This window comes from Longilinea arvoryzae (assembly GCF_001050235.1).
GTDB lineage: Bacteria > Chloroflexota > Anaerolineae > Anaerolineales > Anaerolineaceae > Longilinea > Longilinea arvoryzae.
The window spans coordinates 4,047,668-4,071,779 of sequence record NZ_DF967972.1; the positions used below are offsets into that span (position 1 = coordinate 4,047,668).

At 55.1% G+C, this 24,112-nt stretch carries 19 protein-coding genes; 9 read left to right on the forward strand and 10 right to left on the reverse strand.

The window, feature by feature from the left end; genetic code table 11:
• Window position 1: 1 nt before the first annotated feature.
• The 4 genes from LARV_RS18135 to LARV_RS18150 form a co-directional block, all read right to left on the reverse strand.
• A complete protein-coding gene (locus LARV_RS18135) occupies window positions 2-1,585 on the reverse strand; it encodes an APC family permease (protein WP_075074965.1) in 1,584 nt (527 codons plus the stop codon).
• Between the two features lie 122 nt (window positions 1,586-1,707).
• Window positions 1,708-2,913: a saccharopine dehydrogenase family protein gene (locus LARV_RS18140; protein WP_075074966.1), complete on the reverse strand. Its 1,206-nt coding sequence runs from the start codon at window positions 2,911-2,913 to the stop codon at window positions 1,708-1,710.
• 47 nt (window positions 2,914-2,960) lie between these two features.
• A complete protein-coding gene (locus tag LARV_RS18145; RefSeq protein WP_075074967.1) occupies window positions 2,961-4,637 on the reverse strand; it encodes a sodium:solute symporter family protein in 1,677 nt (558 codons plus the stop codon).
• A 302-nt stretch (window positions 4,638-4,939) separates the two neighbouring features.
• Window positions 4,940-5,422, reverse strand: a complete 483-nt coding sequence (locus LARV_RS18150; protein ID WP_075074968.1) for an Lrp/AsnC family transcriptional regulator — start codon at window positions 5,420-5,422, stop codon at window positions 4,940-4,942.
• A 162-nt stretch (window positions 5,423-5,584) separates the two neighbouring features.
• On the opposite strand from LARV_RS18150, the gene LARV_RS18155 reads away from it, so the two are divergent.
• The 3 genes from LARV_RS18155 to LARV_RS18165 all read left to right on the forward strand — a co-directional run bounded on the left by LARV_RS18155 (window position 5,585) and on the right by LARV_RS18165 (window position 8,854).
• Window positions 5,585-7,486 (forward strand): aldehyde ferredoxin oxidoreductase family protein, encoded by a 1,902-nt coding sequence (locus LARV_RS18155; protein WP_075074969.1) that lies wholly within the window; start codon window positions 5,585-5,587, stop codon window positions 7,484-7,486.
• A gap of 3 nt (window positions 7,487-7,489) precedes the next feature.
• Window positions 7,490-7,723 (forward strand): MoaD/ThiS family protein, encoded by a 234-nt coding sequence (locus LARV_RS18160; protein ID WP_075074970.1) that lies wholly within the window; start codon window positions 7,490-7,492, stop codon window positions 7,721-7,723.
• Window positions 7,724-7,933: 210 nt separating this feature from the next.
• On the forward strand, window positions 7,934-8,854 hold the full coding sequence (locus LARV_RS18165; protein WP_075074971.1) for an Abi family protein: 921 nt from the start codon (window positions 7,934-7,936) through the stop codon (window positions 8,852-8,854).
• A gap of 66 nt (window positions 8,855-8,920) precedes the next feature.
• On the opposite strand, the gene LARV_RS18170 is transcribed toward LARV_RS18165, so the two are convergent.
• The 3 genes from LARV_RS18170 to LARV_RS18180 are packed head-to-tail and all read right to left on the reverse strand — an operon-like array spanning window position 8,921 to window position 11,976.
• Window positions 8,921-10,573: a DUF4153 domain-containing protein gene (locus LARV_RS18170; protein ID WP_075074972.1), complete on the reverse strand. Its 1,653-nt coding sequence runs from the start codon at window positions 10,571-10,573 to the stop codon at window positions 8,921-8,923.
• Window positions 10,563-11,252 (reverse strand): hypothetical protein, encoded by a 690-nt coding sequence (locus tag LARV_RS18175; RefSeq protein ID WP_075074973.1) that lies wholly within the window; start codon window positions 11,250-11,252, stop codon window positions 10,563-10,565. Before LARV_RS18175 ends, LARV_RS18170 begins: the two co-directional genes overlap by 11 nt.
• Window positions 11,253-11,259: 7 nt before the next feature.
• On the reverse strand, window positions 11,260-11,976 hold the full coding sequence (locus LARV_RS18180; protein WP_075074974.1) for a CPBP family intramembrane glutamic endopeptidase: 717 nt from the start codon (window positions 11,974-11,976) through the stop codon (window positions 11,260-11,262).
• A 289-nt stretch (window positions 11,977-12,265) separates the two neighbouring features.
• Between LARV_RS18180 and LARV_RS18185 the strand changes: the two genes are divergently transcribed.
• The 6 genes from LARV_RS18185 to LARV_RS18210 all read left to right on the forward strand — a co-directional run bounded on the left by LARV_RS18185 (window position 12,266) and on the right by LARV_RS18210 (window position 21,151).
• Window positions 12,266-13,006, forward strand: a complete 741-nt coding sequence (locus LARV_RS18185) for a response regulator transcription factor (RefSeq protein ID WP_075074975.1) — start codon at window positions 12,266-12,268, stop codon at window positions 13,004-13,006.
• Entirely contained in the window at window positions 13,003-15,117 is a 2,115-nt protein-coding gene (locus tag LARV_RS18190; protein ID WP_075074976.1) for a sensor histidine kinase, read from the forward strand. The genes LARV_RS18185 and LARV_RS18190 overlap by 4 nt, the downstream gene beginning before the upstream one ends.
• A 10-nt stretch (window positions 15,118-15,127) precedes the next feature.
• On the forward strand, window positions 15,128-15,709 hold the full coding sequence (locus tag LARV_RS18195) for a hypothetical protein (protein WP_075074977.1): 582 nt from the start codon (window positions 15,128-15,130) through the stop codon (window positions 15,707-15,709).
• Between the two features lie 510 nt (window positions 15,710-16,219).
• Window positions 16,220-19,231, forward strand: coding sequence for a hypothetical protein (locus LARV_RS18200; protein ID WP_075074978.1), 3,012 nt, complete (start codon window positions 16,220-16,222; stop codon window positions 19,229-19,231).
• Window positions 19,232-19,246: 15 nt separating this feature from the next.
• On the forward strand, window positions 19,247-20,455 hold the full coding sequence (locus tag LARV_RS18205) for an NAD(P)-binding protein (RefSeq protein WP_075074979.1): 1,209 nt from the start codon (window positions 19,247-19,249) through the stop codon (window positions 20,453-20,455).
• A gap of 9 nt (window positions 20,456-20,464) precedes the next feature.
• Complete coding sequence (locus tag LARV_RS18210; protein WP_075074980.1) at window positions 20,465-21,151, forward strand: glycosyltransferase; 687 nt, start codon at window positions 20,465-20,467, stop codon at window positions 21,149-21,151.
• Window positions 21,152-21,430: 279 nt separating this feature from the next.
• Here LARV_RS18210 and LARV_RS18215 read toward each other — a convergent pair whose 3' ends face one another.
• The 3 genes from LARV_RS18215 to LARV_RS18225 form a co-directional block, all read right to left on the reverse strand.
• A complete protein-coding gene (locus tag LARV_RS18215; protein WP_075074981.1) occupies window positions 21,431-21,856 on the reverse strand; it encodes a pyrophosphohydrolase domain-containing protein in 426 nt (141 codons plus the stop codon).
• Between the two features lie 49 nt (window positions 21,857-21,905).
• Window positions 21,906-22,679: an SDR family NAD(P)-dependent oxidoreductase gene (locus LARV_RS18220; RefSeq protein WP_075074982.1), complete on the reverse strand. Its 774-nt coding sequence runs from the start codon at window positions 22,677-22,679 to the stop codon at window positions 21,906-21,908.
• Between the two features lie 136 nt (window positions 22,680-22,815).
• Complete coding sequence (locus LARV_RS18225; protein ID WP_075071883.1) at window positions 22,816-23,766, reverse strand: IS110 family RNA-guided transposase; 951 nt, start codon at window positions 23,764-23,766, stop codon at window positions 22,816-22,818.
• Window positions 23,767-24,112: the final 346 nt, after the last annotated feature.

The following is a 24,112-nucleotide window of genomic DNA, read 5'->3' on the forward strand; positions in this document are numbered from 1 at the left end:
GTTAATCCGTCTCCGGTTCCAGTTTATAAGGATCGACGTCCGGGATTCCCTTCTTGACGTACTTTCGAATGGGCAGGTACACCAGAGCGCCCACGGCCATGGCCGCCAGCGCCATCCAGATGGAGCTGAAGCCTTCCTCGGAGATCTGACTGACGATGGCCAGCGTGATGATGAATGCCGGAGCCAGCGTAATCAGCGTCAGGCCAACGTAACCGCCCGGGACCCGGTTGCGCGGCAGGTCGGGTTTCTTGAAGCGCAGCACCCACAGCGCGATGAACTCGGCCAACAACACCAACATGTTGAGGAAGACATCCACCACCACCAGGAAGGCAAATGCGTTCAATGAGAAGATCGAGAAGATCAGACCGCAGAACAGAATGGATACCCAGGGTGTGCCGTATTTCGGGTGGACTTTGACCATGAAGGAAGGCATCATGCCGTCCTCCGCCATGGCAAAGGGCACCCGCGTACCGCCCAATCCATTTCCGATGAACAAGCCGATCATCGAGAGAATGGCGGCGAAGGAAACCGAAATACCCAGGAAGCGCGCCAGCGGGCTGTTGGGATCGCCGGTGGCCTTGGTGCCAATGACATGCGCGATATCCGGGAACTCCCAGCCCACCGAGGAGGTCGGATCGACGCCCCATTCCTGCAGCCTGGCTGCATCGACACCGTATTCTGCCATCGCCGGGCCAATCCCGGCGCCTTCATCGTTTTCCTCGATGCCCCACAGCAGGTAACGTCCATCCTCGCCAGCGCCGCCGTACAGGCCGGCCACGGTCGGGATGGAGTAGGTGGCAATGGCGGCCACCAGCACCAGGACCATCGCCAGCGGATAAGTGCGTTTGGGTTTGACGATTTCATCCCCGGCTGCGGTGGGTAATTCCCAGCCCATGAAGTTCCACATGGCGATGAACAAGCCCGTACTGAGCGCGCCCATCAGGTTTTCGCCCTCGGGCAGGAACGGCAGGCTGACCGTCACCCCACCTTTGATCCAGTTGTAGAAGCCCACGATCGACATCAGCACCAACGGGATCAGCATCACAATGCCCAGCCAGTTGGCCGTCATCCCGGCCAGGCGCGCGCCGCGTACGTTCAGGTAAGAAATCGACCAGATCAGGATGAGCGCCACGATCCAGGATAACACCCAGGCAGGCACAAAAACGCCGCCGATGGTCGCGCCCGTGCGCAAGGCCGGGATGAAGAAGCCCAGGTAGTACGCGCCAAGCACCGGGTAGATGGATACATCCACCCAGGAAACCACCCAGTTCATCCAGCCGGCCATGAAGCCAACGAACGGCCCGAAGGCCTGCTTGACCCAGTGGTAATACCCACCCTCCACCGGCATCATCGAGGACATTTCACGCACCATCAGCATGTTGGGAATGCTGAACAGAATGGGCGTAAGGACAAACAGCACCAGGGTGAACAGTGGGCCTGAATAGCCCACCATCGGTTCGGCGCCGAATGAACCGCCGCAAACCGTGAAGTAGATCAACCCGAACAGCGGCAGAAGCGTCAACTCGCGTTTTAGCTTCTTGGCTTCGGATCGAATAGCCTTACCTTTGACAGCAACCTCAGCCATTGATGGACCTCCTCCGATGGACTTGATTTGGAAAGGCGATCGCCATTCCGAAGGATGTAAGATGATTACCAAAGAATGTGCGGGACGGCGAATTATACCGACCGTCCCGCCGGGGCACAAGCCTACATCTCCTTAATTCCGTATGGGAAGCCGAATTCCGCCATTCTATCCATAAACGGCAGGGGATCGAAAGCTTCCGGCCCATAAACGCCGGCTTTCTTCCAGATACCCTTCTCGATCAATTCGAAACCGATCACGGGATTGAAACCGGTTTGAGCCACCACGGCCTGCACTCCGAATTTTTGCATACATTCTTCGTTATCGGCCACCTGGTACAGGTACACCTGGCGAGGTTTACCGTCCTTGACGCCCTTCACCCAGGTGCCGGCGCAGGTTTTGCCAAACATGCAGTCGCCGAGATGAGCCGGGTCGGGCAGGCAGGCCGCCACCACATCGCGCGGCGCCACATTCACGCCCTTGACCTTTATCGGTTCCTTATTGTCCAATCCCAGCATCTTGATGGTCTTCAAAACGCCGATGAACTGGTCGCCCAGGCCGTACTTGAAGGTCACCCGTTTGGTTTTCACCCAGCGCGGCACCAACAACACCTCTTCATGCTCCACATTGACGCATTCCACCTTGCCAATCCCATCCGGGAACTCGAAAGTTTCGGGTTCGGAGAAGGGCGGGGTCGTAAACCAACCCTTGCCCTGCTCCCAGATGATCGGTGGATTGAGGCATTCCTCGATGGTCGTCCAGATGGAAAAGTTCGGGGCAAATTCATAGCCGCGCACTTCCAGGTTGGCCCCATCCCGCACACCGATTTCCTCGATTTCATCGAAGAGGTGATCCTGGGCATAGCGCGCGAAAATATCCGCCATACCGGGTTCGACTCCCAGACCCACCAGCGCCAGAAGGCCTTTCTTCTCCCATTTTTCAGCCTGCTCAAACTGAAGATCGCCCAGCTTGATGCCGGGCGTGTGATACGGATCCGTCTCGTGCGGCTCGGAAAGGGACATGGCCATGTCCATGTAATGGCAGCCCACTTCGTAAGCCGCGTTGAAAATGGGCATGTTGAAAACCGGGTCGCAGGCGTTCATGATCAGATTCACACCGTGCTTGCGCGCCAGGGCTTCGATCAGCTCCTGTTTGCCGGCGTCCACCCATTCGACCGGGAAACGCTCCGGATCCTTGAGCTTGGCCTGAACTTCTTCTGCGCGGGCCTGGTTGTAATCCGCCAGAACGAGCTTTTCGCACCAGGCATGGCGCGCCGACATGACTGCAATCGATTCTCCAACGCCGCCGACACCGACCAACAAAATCTTCATCGCTTCCTCCAATCACAGAATAGAGTTGGTTGTTATGCCCATCGGGCTCAATCGCCAGGTTGAACGGATTCCTCAGCCAAACCAGGCTCGGGTTCCAATTCGGGTTCGATGCCCTCTTCTTTCTCGAGTTCGTCCGAACGCAGTTTCCTCAAGGCATCCTTCAAAGGCAGGATACCCAGGCGGTCCCTGAATTCCATTGACCTGCCATCCACGTCGGCCAGGGGTTTGGGCACCTCCACCTTTTGAGTCGCCAGTGAGACGGCCACCACCAGCACGACCGAAACAAAAAATGCCGGAACGGAACCGATGTAGGTGGCGTCCCAGATCGCCAGTTCGGTATCACCGGCATTGATCGCCAGGGTAGTGGGATACAGGATCGGGAGTGAAATCATCCAGGCAATCCAGCCGCCGGCGAACCCGGCCAGCGCGCCCCACTGGTTGGTCTTCTTCCAGTACATGCCGAAGGCAAACGGCGCAAACAGCCCCACCAGAATGATCGTCCAGGCGAACACCGAGAGCTTGTAGATGGTCTGCGCCCACAGGGCCATGGCCAGACTCATCAGGCCGATGACCAGCACCATGAAGCGCGTCCAGCGCAGTTGGGCTCGATCGTCCAATTTCTTCTGGCTGAAATAAGGCAGGATGTTCTCGGTGAACACCGAGGCGCCCGCCAGGATGGAACTGTCCGAAGTGCTCATCAGTGCCGAACACAGGGCGGCGATAAAGACCCCGGCCAACACCGGCGTGAGGTGATCCGTGGCCGCCGTGACGAGCAGAAATTCCGAATCTCCCGGGGCAATGCCCGGATTCATGGCGAACATGGCAATGCCGATCAACGGCGAGAGCACGCCAAAGCCCAGATAAAGGATCGAAGCCAGATAGGTGCCATGCACTGCCGTGGATTCGTTGCGCGCCGACATCGAACGCTGCATCAGGTCCTGCGCCGCGATCGACCCCAGGCCCAGGGCCATCCAGGCGCCCAGCCAGTAGGTCCAGCCCAGCCCACCCTGGTAACCCAGGTAGCCCTCGCCCTGGATGGGCATCAGGGTAAACGGTTTGGAGACGTACAACGAACCACCGTTGGCGAACAAGCCCTCCCAGCCGCCCACGGCGCGGAGCACGCCCACAAAAATCAGGGTAATGCCGCCGGCGGTGAGGAACATCTGAATAAAATCGAGCAGCGTATCGGCCCACATGCCGCCCATCATGGTGTAGGAGATGACGATGGTGGTCACCAGCAGCATGCCGGCCGCCACCGGCCAGCCGAACAGGGCGTGCACGATGTTTCCGCCGGCCACAATTTGGGCCGCCGTCCAGCCGAAATAGGTGATCATCTGAATGACCGCGCCCGCCAGCGCCATGCGCTTGCCAAAACGGCGTTCGAAGAAGTCGATGATGGTCAGATAACGCCCGCGGCGCATCAGCCGGATGAAAAAGAAACCGGAAAGCAGCAGGCACAGCGCCGCGCCGAACGGGTCGAACACCACTCCCTGAAAACCGTACTGATAGGCGGTGGAACTAGCCCCCATCAGGGTTTCGGCGGCGAACCAGGTGGCCATGATCGAAGCGCCGGTCAGATAAATCGGCAGGCGCCGTCCGGCCACGATGTAATCGGTGGTGTTGTTCACCTTGCGCGACGCCAGATAACCGATCAACAGGCGAACCGCGAAGAATACGACGATCAAAACCACGATGATCGTGACTTCACTTTGCGGAAGTCCCATTGAGCACTCTCCCAGGCAGACACCAGCAGGCATGAATTGCGAGGAGCGTTGCACAACCTGCAACGCGTTGTCCGGATGCGGAGCGCCGGCCTGGTGGATGGACAAATCAGCGAACGACTTGCGTTACCCCGGCATCGATCCACCCTCACCGGGATGCAGACATTCCGGCCGCTCCAATCTGGAGAGACAATTGATCCGTCAACCTGTACCCCGGAGCCAGCGACTGTATACTCCTGCGCTTCGAATGGCTCAGAGGTCGATCCTGGAGATGGGCAATGTTATCGGCTAAAAAGGATTAAGAATTATGCGTCACCATTAACCAACGCATCCGGAATCCGCCAGCGTGCATCGTCCTTGACAATGAAAGGGACGATAGAGGTCGTTGTTCGCCGGACCCCGGTGATACGTCCTAAGACGTTGGAGACAAAATCATACAATTCACGGTTATCGCGCGCCACCACCTGAATGGAGATATCCCGGTCGCCGGTCGAACAGGCAACGTAGGTCACCTGATCGAAGGTGGCCAGCCGGTTGGCCACTTCGTTCACCAGGCCGGGTTCGATTTCGACAAACACATCCGCGATCACCGGATAACCGATGACCGCCGGGTCGATGACGGCGCTGACCACGAAGACTTTTTCCGCGAGCATCCGCTCCAGGCGATAACGCACCGCGCGTTCGGAGATCTTGCCGACGCGGCGGGCAATCACCGCGCACGACATGCGCCCATCTTCCGTGAGCAGGTCCAGAATTTGTTTGTCAATGCGATCCAATTTTGTGATCATGGCTGAAAACCTGTGAATGAATTGAGTATAGCGACTCTTGTTTCACATTTCAACATGATAATGTCAATTTTACTTCCGAATACGACAAAATTACCTTAAAATATTTCCAATATTGAAAATATCACCCTGAATACCCCCCCCCCCCAGAAAGGAGAAGCGACTGTGGCACACTGCTATACCGGATCCATCCTGCATGTTGATTTAACATCAGGCAAGTTGTGGGTCGAGAATCCACCCGAAGCCTTTTACCGCGCCTATGCGGGCGGCAGCGCAATGGGCCTGTACTACATCCTCAAGGAAACCCCGCCCCACGCCGACCCGCTCGGCCCCGCGAACACGCTCACCCTGTTTTCCGGCCTGCCCACCGGCCTGGCGATCGCCGGTCAGGCCCGCCTGGCGGCCAATGCGCGCTCGCCGATCAGCGGCGGCATCGGCGACAGCCAGTGCGGGGGCTTTTTCCCGGCCGCGCTCAAATTTGCCGGGTTCGACGGCATCGTCATCCGCGGCCAGTCGCCCCGACCGGTCTACCTCTATCTGCACGACGGGCAGGTCGAACTGCGCGGCGCGGAGCACCTGTGGGGCAAGGTTACCGGGGACGTCGAGGCCCAGATCAAAGATGAACTGAACGACCCCAGGCTGGAGGTGCTTCAAATTGGCCCGGCCGGTGAAAAGCAGGTGCGCTTTGCCGCGCTCATCAACATGTGCAACCGCGCCAACGGACGCACCGGCATGGGCGCGGTCATGGGCTCCAAGCGGCTTAAGGCGGTGGTCGTCAAGGGTTCGGGCAAACTCACGGCGGCCGATCCGGCGACCATCACGCGCATGCAACGCGCAGGCGTGAAGAATCTCGAGGAAATTCCGGATGTAAAGGGGTTGGGAATCAATGGCACCGCCGATGTGGTCGGATTTCAAAACAGCATCGGCTCGCTGCCGGCCCATAATTACAATCAGGGGCAGTTCGCCGGCGCGGACACCCTGATGGGCGACGTGATGAGCAGAACGATCCTCAAGGAACGCGATACCTGCTATTCCTGCGTCGTGCGCTGCAAGCGGGTGGTGGAAACTGAATTCGCCGGTCAGAAAGTGCTGCCGCTGTACGGCGGGCCGGAATATGAAACCATCGCCGCCATGGGGTCTTATTGCGGCGTGGATGACCTGAACGCCGTCGCGCTGGCCAACCAGCTCTGCAATATGTACGGCATGGATACCATCGCCTGCGGCGCGACCATTGCCTTTGCGATGGAATGCTTCGAGAACGGGCTGCTCAGCCTGCAGGATACCGGCGGCATCGAACTGCGCTTCGGCAACCCGGATGCGGTGGTGACCCTGGTGGAAAAAATCGCCAGGCGCGAAGGACTGGGCGATCTGCTGGCCGAAGGCTCAGCGCGCGCCGCCGAAAGGCTCGGCCCGGCGGCAATGGAATATCTGGTAACCGTCAAGAACACCGAACTGCCCGCCCACATCCCGCACGCCAAGAAATCCCTCGGCCTGGTGTACGCCGTCAATCCCTTCGGCGCCGACCACCAATCCTCCGAGCACGACCCGATGTACGAGGAGGGCGGTTCACAGCTCTATTACGATCGATTGGCCCTGCTTGGACTGACCAGTGTGCAGGCGCCCGGCACAATGACGGATGAGAAAGTGCGTTTTGCCTATACCAGCGAGGTCTTCTATTCCGCGCTGGATACCTACGGCCTGTGCCAGTTCGTCTGGGGTCCCGCCTGGCAGCTATACGGCCCGGCCGAATTGGCCGAGTTGATCTCGGCCGCCAGCGGCTGGCAGGTCGGCATGGCCGAGATCATGCAGGTCGGCCAGCGCCGCCTGAATATGCTGCGCGCCTTCAACGCCCGCGAAGGCTTCACCCGCGCCGACGACCGCCTGCCTCGCAAGTTCAGTCGCGCCCTGCATGGCGAAGGCCCCACCGCCGGGGTCGCCTATGCGCCGGAGGATCTGGAGCATTACAAGGATGTTTACTACAACCTGGCGGGTTGGGATCCGGCCAGCGGCAACCCGACCCCGGCCCGCCTGGCCGAACTGGGCCTGGAGTGGATCGATTTACGGTAAACTATGCGCATACGCGTAATCCTGTATTCCTATCTGCGCGAAAAGCTGCCGGTCGAATCCAACGGCCGGGTTGAGCTGGAGCTGCCCGAGGGCAGCCCGGCTGCCGCCCTCTTCGAGCAACTCGGACTGCCCGGGCAGGTGGCCTGGGCAGTCAACGGCATCGCGAGGCGCGATTTCAATTTGATTCTGCACGACGGCGATGAAGTGCGCGTCTTTCGGCCCGGCGCGGGAGGATAATTTCCTTTTCAAAATCAACAAGGATTCAAAAGCGGAATCACTCCCCCAATCGAAAAATGGTATTATTTACATTGATATTCTTTAATATTCTCTATAAATGCACTTGACATTCTATGGACAGTGGGTATACTAAATTTAGTATACCCGCCAAGCCTCTACCCTTTTGGGCACGCTCAAATGTGGCGGGTGTTGTTTTACTAGAGGGGAAAGATGAGATACCAAAAACGTCCTCTTTCATTTCAACAACAAGCTGATTTGTTAATTTCCAGAGGATTAATTGTCGAAGATCGACAGGAATTAATGGATTATCTCAGCCGGGTTAGTTATTATCGTTTGAGTGGATATTGGTTTGTATTTAAACAGATCGACCCTTTAACACAAGAGGAAAAATTCAAGCCCAATACCACTTTCGACCAGATCAAACAACAATATGAGTTCGATCGAAAATTAAGGCTTCTATTACTGGGCGCAATTGAACGTATTGAAGTTGCCATCTTTCGCACACGGATGGTTGAAGCATACACACTTCAATATGGGGCCTTTGGTTATACAGAATATCGGAATTATAACCCGCGGAAATTCCAACCGGATGCATTTTCAAGATTAATGGGTGAAATCTCAGAAGACCAGAAGAGAAGTAATGAAGAATTCATTCAACGCTATCGTTTAAAGTATGCCGATGAAAAATACCTTCCAATGTGGATGGTAACAGAATTAATGTCTTTCGGTTCGCTGTTAACGATGTATCGAAATTTTCCGATGGATATCAAGCGGAAGATCGCATCTGATTTTGGACTTTATTCGATTGTGTTAGATTCATGGTTATTGAGTCTGAACACAATCCGGAATGCCTGCGCCCATCACGCACGCATTTGGAATCGGCCCCTTTCCACGATACCCAAACTGCCTGACCTGGCAAACGATCCAAGATGGTATTCGCCAGTACCCATGCAAAACAATCGAATTTTTACGATTCTCATAATTGTTCAGTATTTACTGGCATTTATCGCCCCTTTGGACAAATGGGAATCGTCTCTCGAAGACTTGATGATGGATTACCCCCAGGTTTTGCTGAAACCGATGGGATTTCCCGTTAATTGGCGAGATTGTCCGTTGTGGACGTCCCTATAAGAAATTTGAAAAGTGGGGGGTGAATAGATTGATATTCACCCCCCACTTTTTTTTACTTCTCGTCCATTAATCCATGGCTGTAAAACCCTGACACGTTCGTTCGACTGCGCCGACCTGCACCTGGTAACCGCCGCGCTCGGAATCCTGGCGTACCGGATACTCGCTCAATTCGGGGGCAGCCCCCACAAGCAGGCTGGCAGCCCGCGCCGCAGAAACCGTGTACGCCGTCCAGCGTGCGTCGCGGTGATCCTGCTGCCAGAGGGCGGCATGGCAGGCCAGCGAGCTGCCCAACGCATCCCGTTTGGCGCCCAGCGGCGCCGCTTCGAACTGGGCCAACAGGGCCGGCACCGCGTCATCCGACAGGCCGTCCAGGTAGGCCATGTCCAGTTGGCGGCTGTCGGATAAGCCCTCCCCGCTGGTCGGGATCACAAAATAATCCTCCGAACGAGCCGTGTTCTGGTTGACGATAAAGCCGTCCACGTTCATCACCGCCAGGGTCACAACGAACCCGGCCGCCACGGCCAGGGCCGTCAGCCCGAAGGCGCGTTGGCGCCCGATGAGCTCCAGAACCAGCGTCGCCAGCAACAGCACGCCCAACCAGATCATGAACATGTGGGTGTAGGTGCGCAGGCGGGTGAAGCCGTAAGCGGTTTCATACAACATGAGACGCTGGTAAGCCGAAACCAGGATCACGATCACCAGGGCCACCAGTAGCGCGCCCAAAATCGAAAAAACGCGCCGCTGGAGCCTGCTTTCGCGCCTGGAAAGTGTCGTCAGCCCCAGGTAGATCAGCAGGCTGATCAGAGCCACCCACACCAGTTCGCCAAAACCCCGCCGGGCATACTCCGAAAAGGTGTAACCGGCGCTATTGACGTTGGCCTGCCCGCCGAAGAAGTATTCGAACTGCAGGATCACGAAGAACAGGAACAGCAAATCCACTGCGCCCAGCACGATATCGGCCTCGATCCAACCCAGGAAAGGCGGTACGGGAGGCTTATCGACGCCGATCAATTTTTCATTCTGGCTCTTGGCCAGCACGTGCGCGTAGACGCCGGCCAGCAAGTACCCGATCAGCACAATGTAGAAGGCGCGCAGCAGGTATTCCACCCACTTCTCCGGCCGGAAGATATCCAGCAGCGCGCTGATGCGCTGCTGAAAAATCGGATCGGCCGAAGAGAGCAGCAGCGCCAGCACGATCAGCGCGGGCAAAGCCAGCAGCAGCCCGCGCAGCACCGGCAGCAGCGTGCGCCGGAAGCCGCCCCGGGGTGCGGCAGTTTTTTCCTCGCCTTCACCCGCCGCCGCAGCTTCCGCGCCGCCCTTCACCTGCATCTCGCCCGCGCCGATCAGGCCGCTGCCGGCCAGACGCAGGGCCGCGGCGAACATATCCGCCAGGCTGTAGCGCGTCCACAGGCCGGAGCGAAATGTGGCCGCCATCAGTCCCAGGCAGACCAACGCCAGCAGGTAACTCAACGCCGCTGTCATCGATTCCGCGCGCAGGAATGACACGGCCGCAAGGCCCAACGCCGGCACCGCCAGCAGCAGGCTGCTGCGCGCCGGGCGCACCCCCTCCAGGCGTGCCAGGAGCAGTCCCATCCCCAGCGTCAATGCGAAGAACAGGAAAAGAGTGATCCCAGGCCGCCGGCCCCAGAAGAGCAGGTCGAAAGCCCAACCCAGCAGCAGGGCAGCCAGAATAATGCGCCCACGATTCTTAATCCCCATGGTTTACCTCCGATTGTGGTTCATATTTTTTCGATTCCGGCCAGACCGCCGCCAGGGACGGTGCGGCCATCAAAATCAACGCCATGATGAATAACGGCCAGCGGAATTCGCCGGGCGGGAGTAGATTCCAGTCCGGCCGGCCGGCCGCGAGCGCCAGCAGCGCGTCCGACATAAACACAAACAGCGCCAACAGCCCGCCCATCATTCCGACGAACAGCCGCGGGCCGGTAAGGCCCAGTTCATGACCCCGTTCCAGCCGGACCAGCGCCAGCACAGCCGTCACGCACATCAGCGCCGAAATCAACACCGGCGCCAGCACCGGCCCGGTCCAACGCACCGGGATGAGGAAGAGCACATCCGGGCTTAAGAACGACTCCGGCCAACCGATCAACACCTTCAGGAAGAGGTAGTAGCTCATATCCCAGACGCCGAAAGCAATCGCCCAGTATGCGCCGCGCTCGCGCCAGTTACGCCCGGCCAGCCAGCCGACCGCTGCCAGCATCACCAATGTGGCCGCCTCACGACCGATCTCGATACCCATGTAGCCGTGCAGTTCGACCGTGGCATTGGTGATATTGAGCAGGCCGCGCAAATACACGACCACCGCCGCCTCCAAATAGCCCATCCCCAGGGCATAGGCCGTCGTCCAGCCGATTCGTTTCCATAAGTTACGCATCATTCTATAATCATCTCCCAAAGAGGTTCCACAGAGCATGGATGACGAGCGAACCGTATACACTCCGGCTGCTGCGTCTGGCCAGCCCGGTCAGTAACCCCACCGCCAGCCCAATTACCACCTTCATGCCCAGGATCAAGCCCAGCGGCGCCGAGTTCTCGGGGTGCGCTGCCATGCGCAGCCCGACCACGTCGAAGTATCCCAGATGCCACAGGCCGAACAAAATTGTTACCAGCGCCAGCGTCCCCCAACCCCGCCAGCGCGCCGGCAGAACGGCATCGATGCGTCCCCAACCCCAGCCCCGAAAGATCAGCTCCTCGAACAGCGGGGTTATGACGCAGCCGTGCAGCACGACGATGGCCTGGGATGGATCCAGGGCGATGTTGATCGCCGCCATCACCCCCAGCAGCGCTCCGCCAGCCAACGTGATCAGGCGTTCCTTTCGGGACGCCGCGGACCAATTCAGGCCGAGCCGCGCCGCGCGGGGCTGCAAAATAATTAGCAGGATCACGCCGGTCAATAGCATGGCCGCGATGCTGATCGCGTCCCAGAAGATCTCTGTTCGAGCGACACCCATCCTGGGTAAAAGCCGAAACAGCAGTTGGTAGATCACCGCGCGCAGCGCCTGCGTAACGCCCAGCAGCAGAACAAAATATCCGGTCGCAGCCAGGGCCGGCTTCCAGGAAAACTTGTCGCTCGCGATGTCCAATTCTTGCGTCGATGTCATGGATCATTGACCTTCTCAGATAGTATGCGACCAGTTTACGATCTTCCACCCTGAAAGGCGACCGCTTGAGATGCGTTTTGGACGCACTCAGGTGCTTGTCGGGAAAGTGCATGTAGAATATGATTAGCGATTAGCCATTAGCCTTTAGCTTTTAGCTCTTAGCGGTTAGGTGTTAATCGTCAAGTTTTGAAATGCGTTTTCGAAAAAAACGATTACGAAGATCCAATCACTAACCGCCAAATACTAAGAGCTAATCGCCAATAGCTAACCGCTAATCGCTAACCGCCAAATGCTAACCCTCCTCATTGTCGAAGATAACGCCAACCTGCGCGCGGCGCTGCAAAAAGGATTGCAGGCCACCGGCGAAGTGCAGGTGTTGGCCGGCTGCGAGCGCGGCGAAGATGCGCTTGGCCTGTGCCTGGAACACCAGCCCCAGGCCGTGCTGATGGACGTCCACCTGGCTGGCGAGTTGAACGGCATCCAAAGCGCGGTCGAACTGCGCCGTGAATTTCCGCGCCTGCCGGTGGTGTTCTATTCCATCCAGGACGACGACGCCTACTACCGCGACTTTCGACGCTCGGGCATCCTCAGCCACTACGCCTACGTGCGCAAGTCCAACTATCTGCTGCCTGCCATGATCGTGCCGTTGCTGCGGGATGCCGCTGCCGGGCGCAGTTTCATCGACCCGGAGATCGAGGCCCGCGTCCAGGAAGTGCGCCACAAAGACGAACAGTCCCCGCTGGCGCTCCTCGAGCCCAACGAACAGGTGGTGGCGCGCATGATCGCGCGCGGCCTGACCAACGAACAAATCGCCGCCCAGCTCGGCTTCCGCGACAAACGCACCATCAGCCGCACCAACGGCCAGATCTACGCCGCCTGGGGACTGGATGAGAGCGCCACCGACGAGAAAATAGCCCGCACACGCGCGGCCATCATCTTCAACGCCGGACGGTTGCTCACCTGGAACGCGGACGGCATGGCGCTGTACCAGAACGAACGCGGCGAATGGCTGCCCTGGGAGGGTGCATGAGCGGCCGCCTGCTGCTGGATTGGGCTGCCCTGAGCATTTCGCTGTTCAACACGCTGGTGCTGATCTGGCTCGGGTTGACCGTGCTGCTGAATGCCGAACGGCGCACGGCCGGGGTATGGCTGGCCGGCCTGGGCCTCCTGATGGGCGGCGCGTTCTTCATCAGCCATTCGGCCATCCTCGGGCAGCGCTTGGATCCGTCCAGTCCCGGCCTCAATTTCTGGTGGTCCGCCGCCTGGCTGCCCGTCATTCTCTCGCCCTTCGCCTGGTATATCGTCATTCTCTGGTATACCGGTTACTGGGACAGCCCCAGCACCGACCTGCACCGCCGCCAGCAGCCCTGGTATATGGTCGCCATGCTGTGCACGCTGGGCATGGGCGCGCTGCTGATCTTCACCCACCCCATCCCCACCTTCGCCCAGATCGCCGAACTCGATCTGAGCGACCTGCCCTCCGTGTTGGGCATACCGGTCATCTTCCTGGCTTACCCCGCCTATATCCTCCTGTGCATCCTGCTGGCGCTGGACGCGCTGCTGCGGCCCGGCCCGAGTATGCGCCCGATGGGCAATCTGGCCCGCCGCCGCGCACGCCCCTGGCTGGTGGCTTCGACCTTTGTCTTGCTGGCGGTCAGCCTGTTGGTGGCGGCGGCGTTGATGTGGGTGGTGATGGATTCGGGCGACGAATACGGCAGCGTCGATATCTACCAACGCCTCAGCCAGACGCTGGCCTGGTTCGACCTGATCATCGCCGCCCTGATCGGGCTGGCCGTACTGCTATTGGGTCAGGCCGTTGTCGTGTATGAGATATTTACCGGTAAATCCTTGCCCCGGCGGGAACTGCGCCGGGCCTGGCATTCAGCGATTTTTTTGGCCGTCAGCATCAGCCCGGTGGCCGCGGGCGGTTACCTGTTGCAGGTCAAGCCCATTTACAGCCTGCTCGCCAGCCTTATGCTGGTGACCGTTTTCTTCGCGCTCTACACCTGGCGCTCCTTTTCCGGGCGCGAAGCCGCCCTGCGCCAGGTACGGCCCTTCCTCTCCAGCCAGCGCCTGTACGATCAGCTCATCCAGCCGGGCGACGTCGCCTCCGATTTGGATGTCCAATCTCCCCTCGCCGCGCTGGTAACGGGATTGTTGGGCGCCGAACGCGGCGCGTTGGCGCCGCTGGGTTCGCTGGCCACCCTGGCCGGCCCGCCCATGTTCCATCCACCCGGGTCCGCCGCGCCGCTGCCGCGCCTGCATGAACTGGCTGCCCGGGTGCAGTCTCCCGGAACCAGCCTGGTGCCCATCGAACCGGCTGACTTTGCCGGGCTGCGCTGGGCGGCGCCGTTGTGGGGCGAACGCGGCCTGATCGGCCTGCTGTTGCTGGGCGATAAACCCGGCGGCGGATTTTACACCCAGGAAGAGATCGACCTGGCGCGTTCCAGCGGCGAACGCCTGCTGGATATACAGGCCAGCGCCGGGTTGGCGCGCCAACTGGTGGAACTGCAGCGCCAGCGCCAGTCCGAATCGCAGACCCTCGAACTGCACACCCGCCGGTCGCTGCACGATGAAGTCCTGCCGCTGCTGCATACCGCGCTGCTGTTGATGCAGGCCGATCCGCAGGACGCCCAGGCCCGATTGAGCGAAGCGCATCACCGCATCTCGGATCTGCTGCACGAACTGCCCGCGCCTGCCGCGCCAGAGATCGGCCGCCTGGGGCTGCTGCCCGCGTTGCGCCGCCTGGCGGAAAGCGAACTGCGCGGCCGCTTCGATGGCCTGGAATGGCAGATCTCACCCGAGATCGAATCGCGCACCGCGACGCTCCCGACGGCCGCGGCCGAAGCTCTTTACTACGCCGCGCGCGAGGCGCTGCGCAACAGCGCCGCGCACGGGCGCGGTTCCACGCCCCAACGCAGCCTGCACGTGAAGATTTCCGCCGCTGCAGGCCGTGAATTTAGCCTGGTCATCGAAGACGACGGCGTCGGGCTGGAGAACAGCGTTCCCGGCAGCGGCAGCCGCTCGGGCCTGGCGCTGCACGGCGCGCTGCTGGCGGTGGCCGGCGGCGCATTGAGCATCGAAAGCGAGCCCGACCGCTTCACCCGCGTGACATTGAGCATGCCGCTGCCCGAATCCTGAGGAAACACACATGGAAAACAATCTTCCCCGCATCGATCCCAACACCATCCTGACCGCCGAATACGATTACATCGTCCAGACCGCCATGCAGGCCAACGAAGACCGCGCGCGGGTTTCCAATTATTACCTGGCGGCTGCCGGCGCGGCCGTGGCAGCCATCATCGGCGCCGGTTTCGATTCCCCCACCCCACCGGGTGTGACCATCGGTTTTAGCCTGCTATTTGCCGGGCTCGGCGTGATCGGCATTCTCACCCTGCTGCAGCTCGCCCGCCTGCGCAGGGCCTGGCGCGAGAGCGTGGTGGCCATGAACCAGTTGAAGGATTACTATATCGCGCACTGCCGGGAAATCCAACTTGAGAAAGCCTTCGCCTGGCGCGGTTCCACCATCCCGCCGGCGGCGAAGCGCAACAGCCTGGCTTATCTGCTGGCACTTTCGGTGATTTTGATCGCCAGCGCTTCTCTATCCGCCGCCTATGTTTATCTATGCCTGACGCTGGACCTGCCCTCGGCTGCACAATTCATGGGCGCGGCGGCTGTTTTTATCGCCGCCGGCTGGTTCCAGTTGAAAATCTACGATCGATGGGTTGGTTGAGCCGGTAACGACTGACTTATTTCACTGAAACAGGAAAACGGAATGGGTAATGGACAGCAATGGCGTCACCGTAACGAGCATCAGATGGATGGCCTGTGAAGACAACGCGTTTGGCGCGAAATTTCGGCGTCAAATTGGTAATGTAGTATAATCACAAGTTTGAAGGCCAAGCATGAAGTTGCGGATGTGAGTAAGCGAGTTGGGCTGCTGATCGGCACAACCAGCCAATTTTTGTTTGAGGTAATTGATTTCAGCCGCAAGTGATCGCCCGTAATCCTGTCAACGAGGGGGAAGATCATCTCAGAGTACCGGGTACCTGAATGAATCGAGCCGATAATTGGTTGTGCAACTGTGAAAGATCAGGCGTCCAATTCAAAGGAATTGTGTTGCTAACCGGTGAGAATGGAATGCAAATTCAGGCGGCATGTTTTATTAATATTTTCCATCATGCGTTAGCAATTCCTAACAAAGCGAGTTAAAAAAAGAAGCGAGTAACCCTGGGAGTCATTGATGACTTGGTTAATTCTTTTAATTTTCATCCTGTTGACCATCTTGTGGACTGTGCACAAAATTGGGGCATTTAGGAAACTTAATAATTTACACTGGTTTACTTACCTGATCGCTTCCCTCGAGTCTCTGATCATGGCTATTCAGGTCGGCGTCTATTGCTGGCCAAAATTTCTAATAACCCCCCAGCAATATTCGGATTTTGTTGTTGGAAGTATTGGATTTGCGAATCAGAATAAATCCGTGGAATTTTACACATTATATGTAACAATTTTCTCCTTCACAATCTTTTTTATTCTATTAATCATTCTATTTGCCAACGCCTCTGAAAACCCAAAGTTCTTTGACGGAGTAAATAGAATCGCAATTTATGGGTTAACCCCCGCATTGATCATGCTGGGACAATCCCTGCGGTTCTCCAGTACCCATTTTTTGCTGTTAGTATCTTCCGGGACAACCGCTTTGTCAGTTGGCATAATTTTCATTTTGCTTATTTTATTTAGGTTTAAGCTCTTACAACCCGATCAAGCCAGGAACCTCGGGATTAAATTCATGTTGATTGTTGTTTTTCTTGGAATGTCTGAATTAGGGTTGGGAATTTTCCTCAGACGATTGGGCATTATGTCCTATAGGCGTGGACTGATCACCGGTTTATGTGTTCTCATTTATCTGATCAGCCTGTTCCTATTTAAGAAACAAACGCAGGGTATTGAACGGAAAGTAAACCTAGGAGTATTGCTCAGCCAGTTAGGTGTTCCGTTATTATTTGCGGTTCTCTTTACCCCACCTGCCAGGTTACTGGATGGAACGACTGTCATTCTTCCATATAAGCCAATTCTATTGATCTTTCTTCTTAGCCTCATCATTGGTACTATTTTAGATATTCTCCGGCGCTTCATCCGGGAAAATAAGAGGGGAAACAGTGCGATTCAGATAATATCTCCATGGGCGCTTTTAGCAATACTGATATTCCTGCAAAGCAGTAAAATCTATTGGCCTGGGATCGCAACCGACGAATATCATTACGGCGAATTTTACTTGCCCTGGTGGTTATTCAAGCAATTTGGATATTTACCGTACTTGGATTATGAACCAGCGCGTGGGTTAGTAAATTACGTGCCTGGCTTCTTATCCTGGTTATTTTATGATAATTCCTTTGGCGCCCAGAATTTGGTGATCAATCAGTTTAGCGCCTTTTATGTCTTTATTGCTTTCTTTACATCTCGATGGATACTCGGAGATTTTTTTGCCTTCCTAATGGCAGGATCCTTATTTTATTACACCGGGCAACCTACCGGGGGCATCATAGTGGCGATAGCAGCGCTCGTTATTTTTTACAAATCAGTCACCTCGGGGAATCCTGTTCGAGCTCTTTGGATTTGGTTTGGTTTATCCTGTATTATTTCGTTCTTTCAAATTACCGAGTGTCCGATATTTGTGGTAGCTACCTTGCCAATTGCGATTTGGTTACTCATACAGGCGTTTCGACAATCCAAAAAGAATCTTTGGCTTTCTCTGGGGATTCTATCAGTCATAGGAATCTTTGTGTTCTTTAATAAAACCACAAATGCACTCATCTTATCCACTCTACACTATGTCTTGGATCAGGGTGGAGTGAATGAAGTGGCGCATGGCATTGTATGGCAGCTTTCAGAGAATCTTACCGAACGAGTTACCAGTGGATACTTCTGGCAATTGATCCGTTTTTCCTGGCTGTTTTTATTGATTCCAACCATTGTTCTCTTAATCCGAAACCGATTTGATGAAGCAACCAGAATAAACCGAATTCTCTTGATGGCTTTACTGCTCATGTGCCTGTTAATCATTCCACGCGCTGCCGGACGAATTTATGCAGATATATACTCAAAAATCGGATTGGCGAGCATAGGTTTCGTCATCTGCGGATTACCGCTCGTTATCATTCCCAATACCCACAACGCTAGATTACGAACAGTCTTACCATTATGTTTTGCCTTTATTTTTGGTTTAATTGGAATGCAAGAAGTACAGGTCCAAACCGCATTGAGCATACGCGGCCAAATTATCGAAGAGCCGGCGCTTGCCGTATCCGGAGATGATTATGGATTTCCCAGCCTGGGTTCGAAGGTAATGATGGATGGCAATCAATTGACCCGGCAGATCCAATTGAAAAAGGTCATCGATCGTATCCTGGAACCGCAGGAAACCTATTATGATGCTACCAATCATACGCTTGATTACGGCATCCAAGGGCGAGCGAGCCCGGTGACTAACCCGGCTCCCTATAATACCCCAGCATTCGTTCAACAAGTACGCGTCGTTGAGCAACTCAAGCAAAAACAAATACCACTAGCTCTCATTCAGGCTGAAAATATTTTCCACGATGGTGGAAAATTATCAATGCGAGATTTCACCATATACGAATACTTGATAAAGGAATACCTGCCATTTCAGGATGAATTTGGTCGCATCTGGATGATCAAACGTGGTGAAGAATCCCGGTTATCTGGTACAGAATATCGCATCGGAACCGAAAACGAACAATTAGCCTTGTTGACGCAAGCCTTCTGGAATAGAGATATTCAAGGTATTCCCGCTGCCTGGGGTAATTCTGTTAGTGGTCTTTTGAAACATATGAGCAACCCAAGAAACCTGTTAGCTGACCAGAACACAATTGAAGCAAATGCCATGCAATTACTGAAAAACGATCAATGGGAGGTAACTGGCCCGGATCCATACATCGTTCTTAATTTCCCAAAAGATTTCAAGTGCGATTTGATCTATATTGAGACTGATAATAATATTTCTGGAAATTCCATGACTGTTTATTGGACAGACAATCGATTTCCAGAATTTTCTGAAGATCAAAGTGTATACTTTGCAGCCAATTCCAGAAAATTCTTAATTCCGATGTCCTCGGAGCCATCCTGGATGCTTTCAGATGGAATCACATCGCTACGGATCGATTTACCCGACAATTATAAAGGGGATATTCAACTTCTCAAGGTGTACGCATATTCCCGACCGGGGTTTTAAAAATTAGGAGAAGGTATGCCCGTAAAAGTCAAATACCTAATATTGGGTGGCGGACCAAGTGGATTAATCCTGGCAGCGAATCTTTTAAAATCAGGGGAAAAATCTTTCTTAATTCTTGAAAAGGAAAATGAACCGGGGGGTTTATGTCGAAGTCGCGAGATTGATCATAGCATGTTGGATATTGGTGGGGGGCATTTTCTGGATGTTCGTAATCGGAAGGTGTTGGATTTCGTTTTTGGTTTCCTACCAGAAAATGAATGGGAACGTTTCGATAGGATATCGAAAATCAGGACCCCAAAATTTGAAATTGACTATCCATACGAGGCAAACATCTGGCAATTACCTGTTGACGAGCAAATTGAACATTTGAAATCCATTTCGAATGCCGGGTCTAACATCGGTCGGCGCCAACCCGAGAAATTCAGCGAATGGATCACCTGGAAATTGGGGTCTGTCATCGCTCACAATTATATGCTGCCCTACAATTCCAAGATATTCTCGGATGTTCGACTGGATAAATTGGGGACCTATTGGCTTTATAAACTTCCCAATGTGTCGTTTGAGGATACCCTAAGGAGCTGTCTTCTCAATAAGCCTTGCGGAACCTTACCGGCCCATTCACAATTTTACTATCCCAGAAAATATGGCTACGGTGAGGTGTTTTCCCGTATAGCCGATTTTATCGGAAAGGATAAAATTCTGCTAAATTATTCAGTAAAAACGATCGAGGTTGATCATCTAGGGGTTAACAATGAAATTTTTGCCGAGAAAATTATTACAACAATTCCATGGCCTGAGTTACTGACATCGCGATCGATCCCAGTCGAGATCAGGCGAATAATTAGACAATTAAGATATAGTTCGATAGATATCACCTACCGCTCTTCAAACCAATCGACTAATGCTCATTGGACATATTTTCCCGACGAAAACTTGCCTTATCATCGATTGTTATTTAGGCATAATTTTATTGCTGGCGCAAAGGGGTACTGGGAGGAAACGAACTCTCGACGTGTTGTTGATGGACAACCATGTACACACCATAACGAATACGCCTATCCCATCAACACCCGACACAAGCCGGAGGTCATTTTGAAAATCATGGATTGGGCAAAATCTTTTTCCATCTTCAGCCTTGGCCGCTGGGGAGAATGGGAGCATATGAATTCCGACGTGGCAATGAACAGAGCAATCAACTTAGCTGATCATCTCGTAAGTGCCTAAGGATTACCAATGCGAATAACTTTATGTATTTTAACAAGAAATGAAATTATTGGTTGTAAACATGACATCCCTTTACTTCATAAAGAAGCCTTCGATGAGATTTTCGCCATCGACGGCAATAGCACAGACGGTACAATCGAGTATTTGACTGAGCTGGGTATCCCTGTTTATATCCAGCCGCGAAAAGGGTTGAATGCGGCCTGTGTTTATGCCTTCGAAAAATGCAACACGGATGCACTTATTTTTTTTCATCCCAAAGGCAGTGTACCAGTTAGCGATACTGAGAATTTTCGGTTTCTTTTCGAGCAGGGATATGATCTGGTGATTGCCAGCCGGAATATAAAGGGTGGGAAAAATGAAGAAGACAATAAAATTATCAGGTACCGTAAATGGTTTGTAACATTTTTAGCGCTAGCCAGCGCGGTTTTCTTTCGGAGAGAGGGACCAATCGTTTGGGACGTCCTGCATGGTTTCCGTGGAATGACCGTCAGATGCTTTACTCAAATCAATCCATCTGCAGAGGGCGTATCGATCGATCTGGAAATGGTCTGCCGTTCCTATAAGAAGAGATTGAAACGAATCGAATTTCCAACCACCGAATCGCCGAGATTGGCAGGAACGTCAAATTTTAAGGCATTGCCAACCGGATGGAAATTATTAAAATATCTGCTAACGGAAATAATGAAAGGCGATTGATCGCGAGCCCGAAATTCAAGTGGTTCATATCCAGTAGCAGGAAAGGGATCGGATAAATGCTTTATTCAACAATTTCCGCGGCTAATGCTCTCCTCCTACAATATAAAGCGATGGAAAAAACGAAGGCATCAGGTTCTGCCAGATGAAAGGTCGGTATAAGGTGTAACCCTCACATGATCGTGAATCACACAAAATCCGCTAGCCGATACCGTCTGCAGCTAGAACAACATCAGTAAGTGCTGTCCAAAAATTAACCCAATTTGCACCGGGATCAGTTCTTTATTCCTCAGCGGTATTTTTCTCGTTTCTTCTCGGCGAATATTTCTCCAGCACGGTTTTCAAATCCGGCGCGCTGAACAGCTTCGATTTGAGCACCTTGCCGTCGGCGCGAAAGATGGGCAAACCGTTCTCGTCCAACTTGCTCATGTTGCTGCGCTGAACCTCGGCAAACAGATCCTCGGCCGCATCCTGCAGGCCGTGCGCCAGGTAAGTTCCCAGCACCACATACATCAAATCCGATAAGGCGTCCGCGATCTCCACCAGGTCGCCGGCTTCGGCCGCCGTGCGGTATTCGTTCAGTTCTTCCTGGATCAGGCTGACACGCAGGGCAACCACCTCGGGCGGCAGGCTGGCGGTCGGTTTTTGATTGTAATAGGCGTGGTAGGTCTCGTGAAACTGCTGCACCATGTCGATTTCTTTTTTCATTGTTCGCTCCTGCGCTTTAAAAATCGCTACTGCTACCCTGCCCGTTGATTCACCCGCTGACCGCTTCCAGCAGGAACCGTCCCACCGGAGTCTGTATGAAGGTCACCGCCAACCGGTAGAACCAGCCCGGCACCACCACCACCGGCCCACCCAACCGCAGCGCGCGCAGTGAATCGCGCACCACCCCATCCGCACGCAGCCACATGAAATCGGGCAGCCGTTCCTGCCGGAAGCCCTTGAATTCCTCACCGTCGTGAAAATGCGTACGGGTGAAACCCGGGCACAGGGCTTGCACGCGCACGCCCGTGCCGCGCAGTTCGCTCTGCAAGCCGCGCGAGAAGTTGACCAGGGCCGCCTTGCTGGCCGAATAGGTGGGTGAATGCGGTGTGGGCCCAAAGGCCGAAACTGAGGCCACATTGATGATGGCGCCACTGCCGCGCTCGATCATCCTGGGCAGGGCAGCCCGGCACAGCCGCAGCGTGGCGTTCACGTGCACGGCCACCATGCGCAACTGCCGATCGATGTCGCTCTCGGCGAAAAGGTCGGTGGTGCCAAAACCGGCGTTGTTGATCAGGTAATCCAACCCCGGCAGCGCCTGGATGAAGGTTACCACGCCGGCCATGCCCGATTCTTCGCTCAAATCGGCCGGCAATACCTCGACCGCCACCGGAAAGGTCGCGCGGATTTCTGCGCGCAGCGCGTTCAGGCGTTCTTCGTTGCGCGCCACCAATGCCAGGTGAACGCCCTGCGCGGCCAACTGGCGGGCGAATTCCGCCCCAATTCCACTCGAAGCGCCTGTGATCAAAGCATAGCGATCTGCCATAATGCAACCCCTTTTAAGAGAATTCACCACAGAGCAACTGTGTAGAATGTCAAGAAAGAAAATCAGGCTAAAACTGAGGGAAAAGGCTGCCAGGGACGCACCACAGAGCAACTGTGTAGAATGTCAAGAAAGAAAATCAGGCTAAAACTGAGGGAAAAGGCTGCCAGGGACGCCGATCACGAACCATAGCGTTAAGGATCACCAAGAACTTCCGCATACAGGCGACCAACGCCACTTTTTTCTCCTTTCCCATGGCCAGGAGGTGATGATAGAAAGAATGAATGATAGGGTTATATTTCGTGGCACTCAGGGTAGCCATGTACAGAACCGTGCGGACACAAGGCCGTCCGCCTTTGATCCGACGCTTCCCCCGATGACGGCCACTGTCATTGTTATAGGGAGCTACGCCGACCAAGCCAGCAATCTCCTTGCGGCCCAGGGCTCCCAACTCAGGCAGATCTGAGAGCAGAATGGCAGCCGTAACTTGGCCCACCCCAGGCGCGGAACGAAGAATGTCATTCTTTTCCTGAAAGTCAGGCGTATGCCCAATCAAGTCATCAATCTGATGGTTGAGCTCAACCAACTCCTGCTGCAGGGCTTGCATGATCTTCTGGATGCTGGTCTGCATGCTCGGATGGGCGCTGCACAGGTGGTTTTTCTCCATGGTTAGCATTTCAATCACCTGGCGACGTCGGGTCATCAATGCTGTGAGCTGCTGTTCTTCTTCACTGGGTAAGCGGGTCGGCTCGGGCTGGATGGCTTCTCCAAACCGAACCAGTAAGCGTGCATCGACTTTGTCGGTCTTGGCCAGCAGGCCAATCGAGCGGGCAAATTCGCGGACTCGGCGAGGATTGACCACCGCCACCCGAAAGCCGTCCAGGGATAATAACGAGACCACCGCTCGTTCCAGTCCTCCCGTGGCTTCCACTACGATCAATCCAGGCGCTAGAGGTTTCAGCTTATCAATGAAGGCCTCGATCCCGATGATATCGTTGCTTTCTGCCCAATCCTGGCCCGCGATTGAGACATCCAGCCGGTTCTTTGAAACATCAATCCCGACCACACTTACTGAGATTTGCTGCTCCATTCTGCCCTCGTCTGTTTGTATAATGGATGTGCCCGTTCTAGCAGAATACGGTCTCTTGGACCCCACAACTGTTCGGGCAACATACACGACGGACCCGGCGACCCTGCTCTGTGACGGCCTCTTATGACCTATACCCGATCGGCCTGCCGGGTCCCATTGTATGGTATCACTCATCATTTTCATCATACTAGACACGGAGGACACGGAGAAGAAAGATGGAAAGAGGAGAAGAGTAATTCTTCTTTTCCGTCAGCGCCTGTGATCAAAGCATAGCGATCTGTCATAATTTAGCCTTTTTAAGAGAAATTCACCACGGAGATGAGATTTAGGAAGAGGAGAATATGCC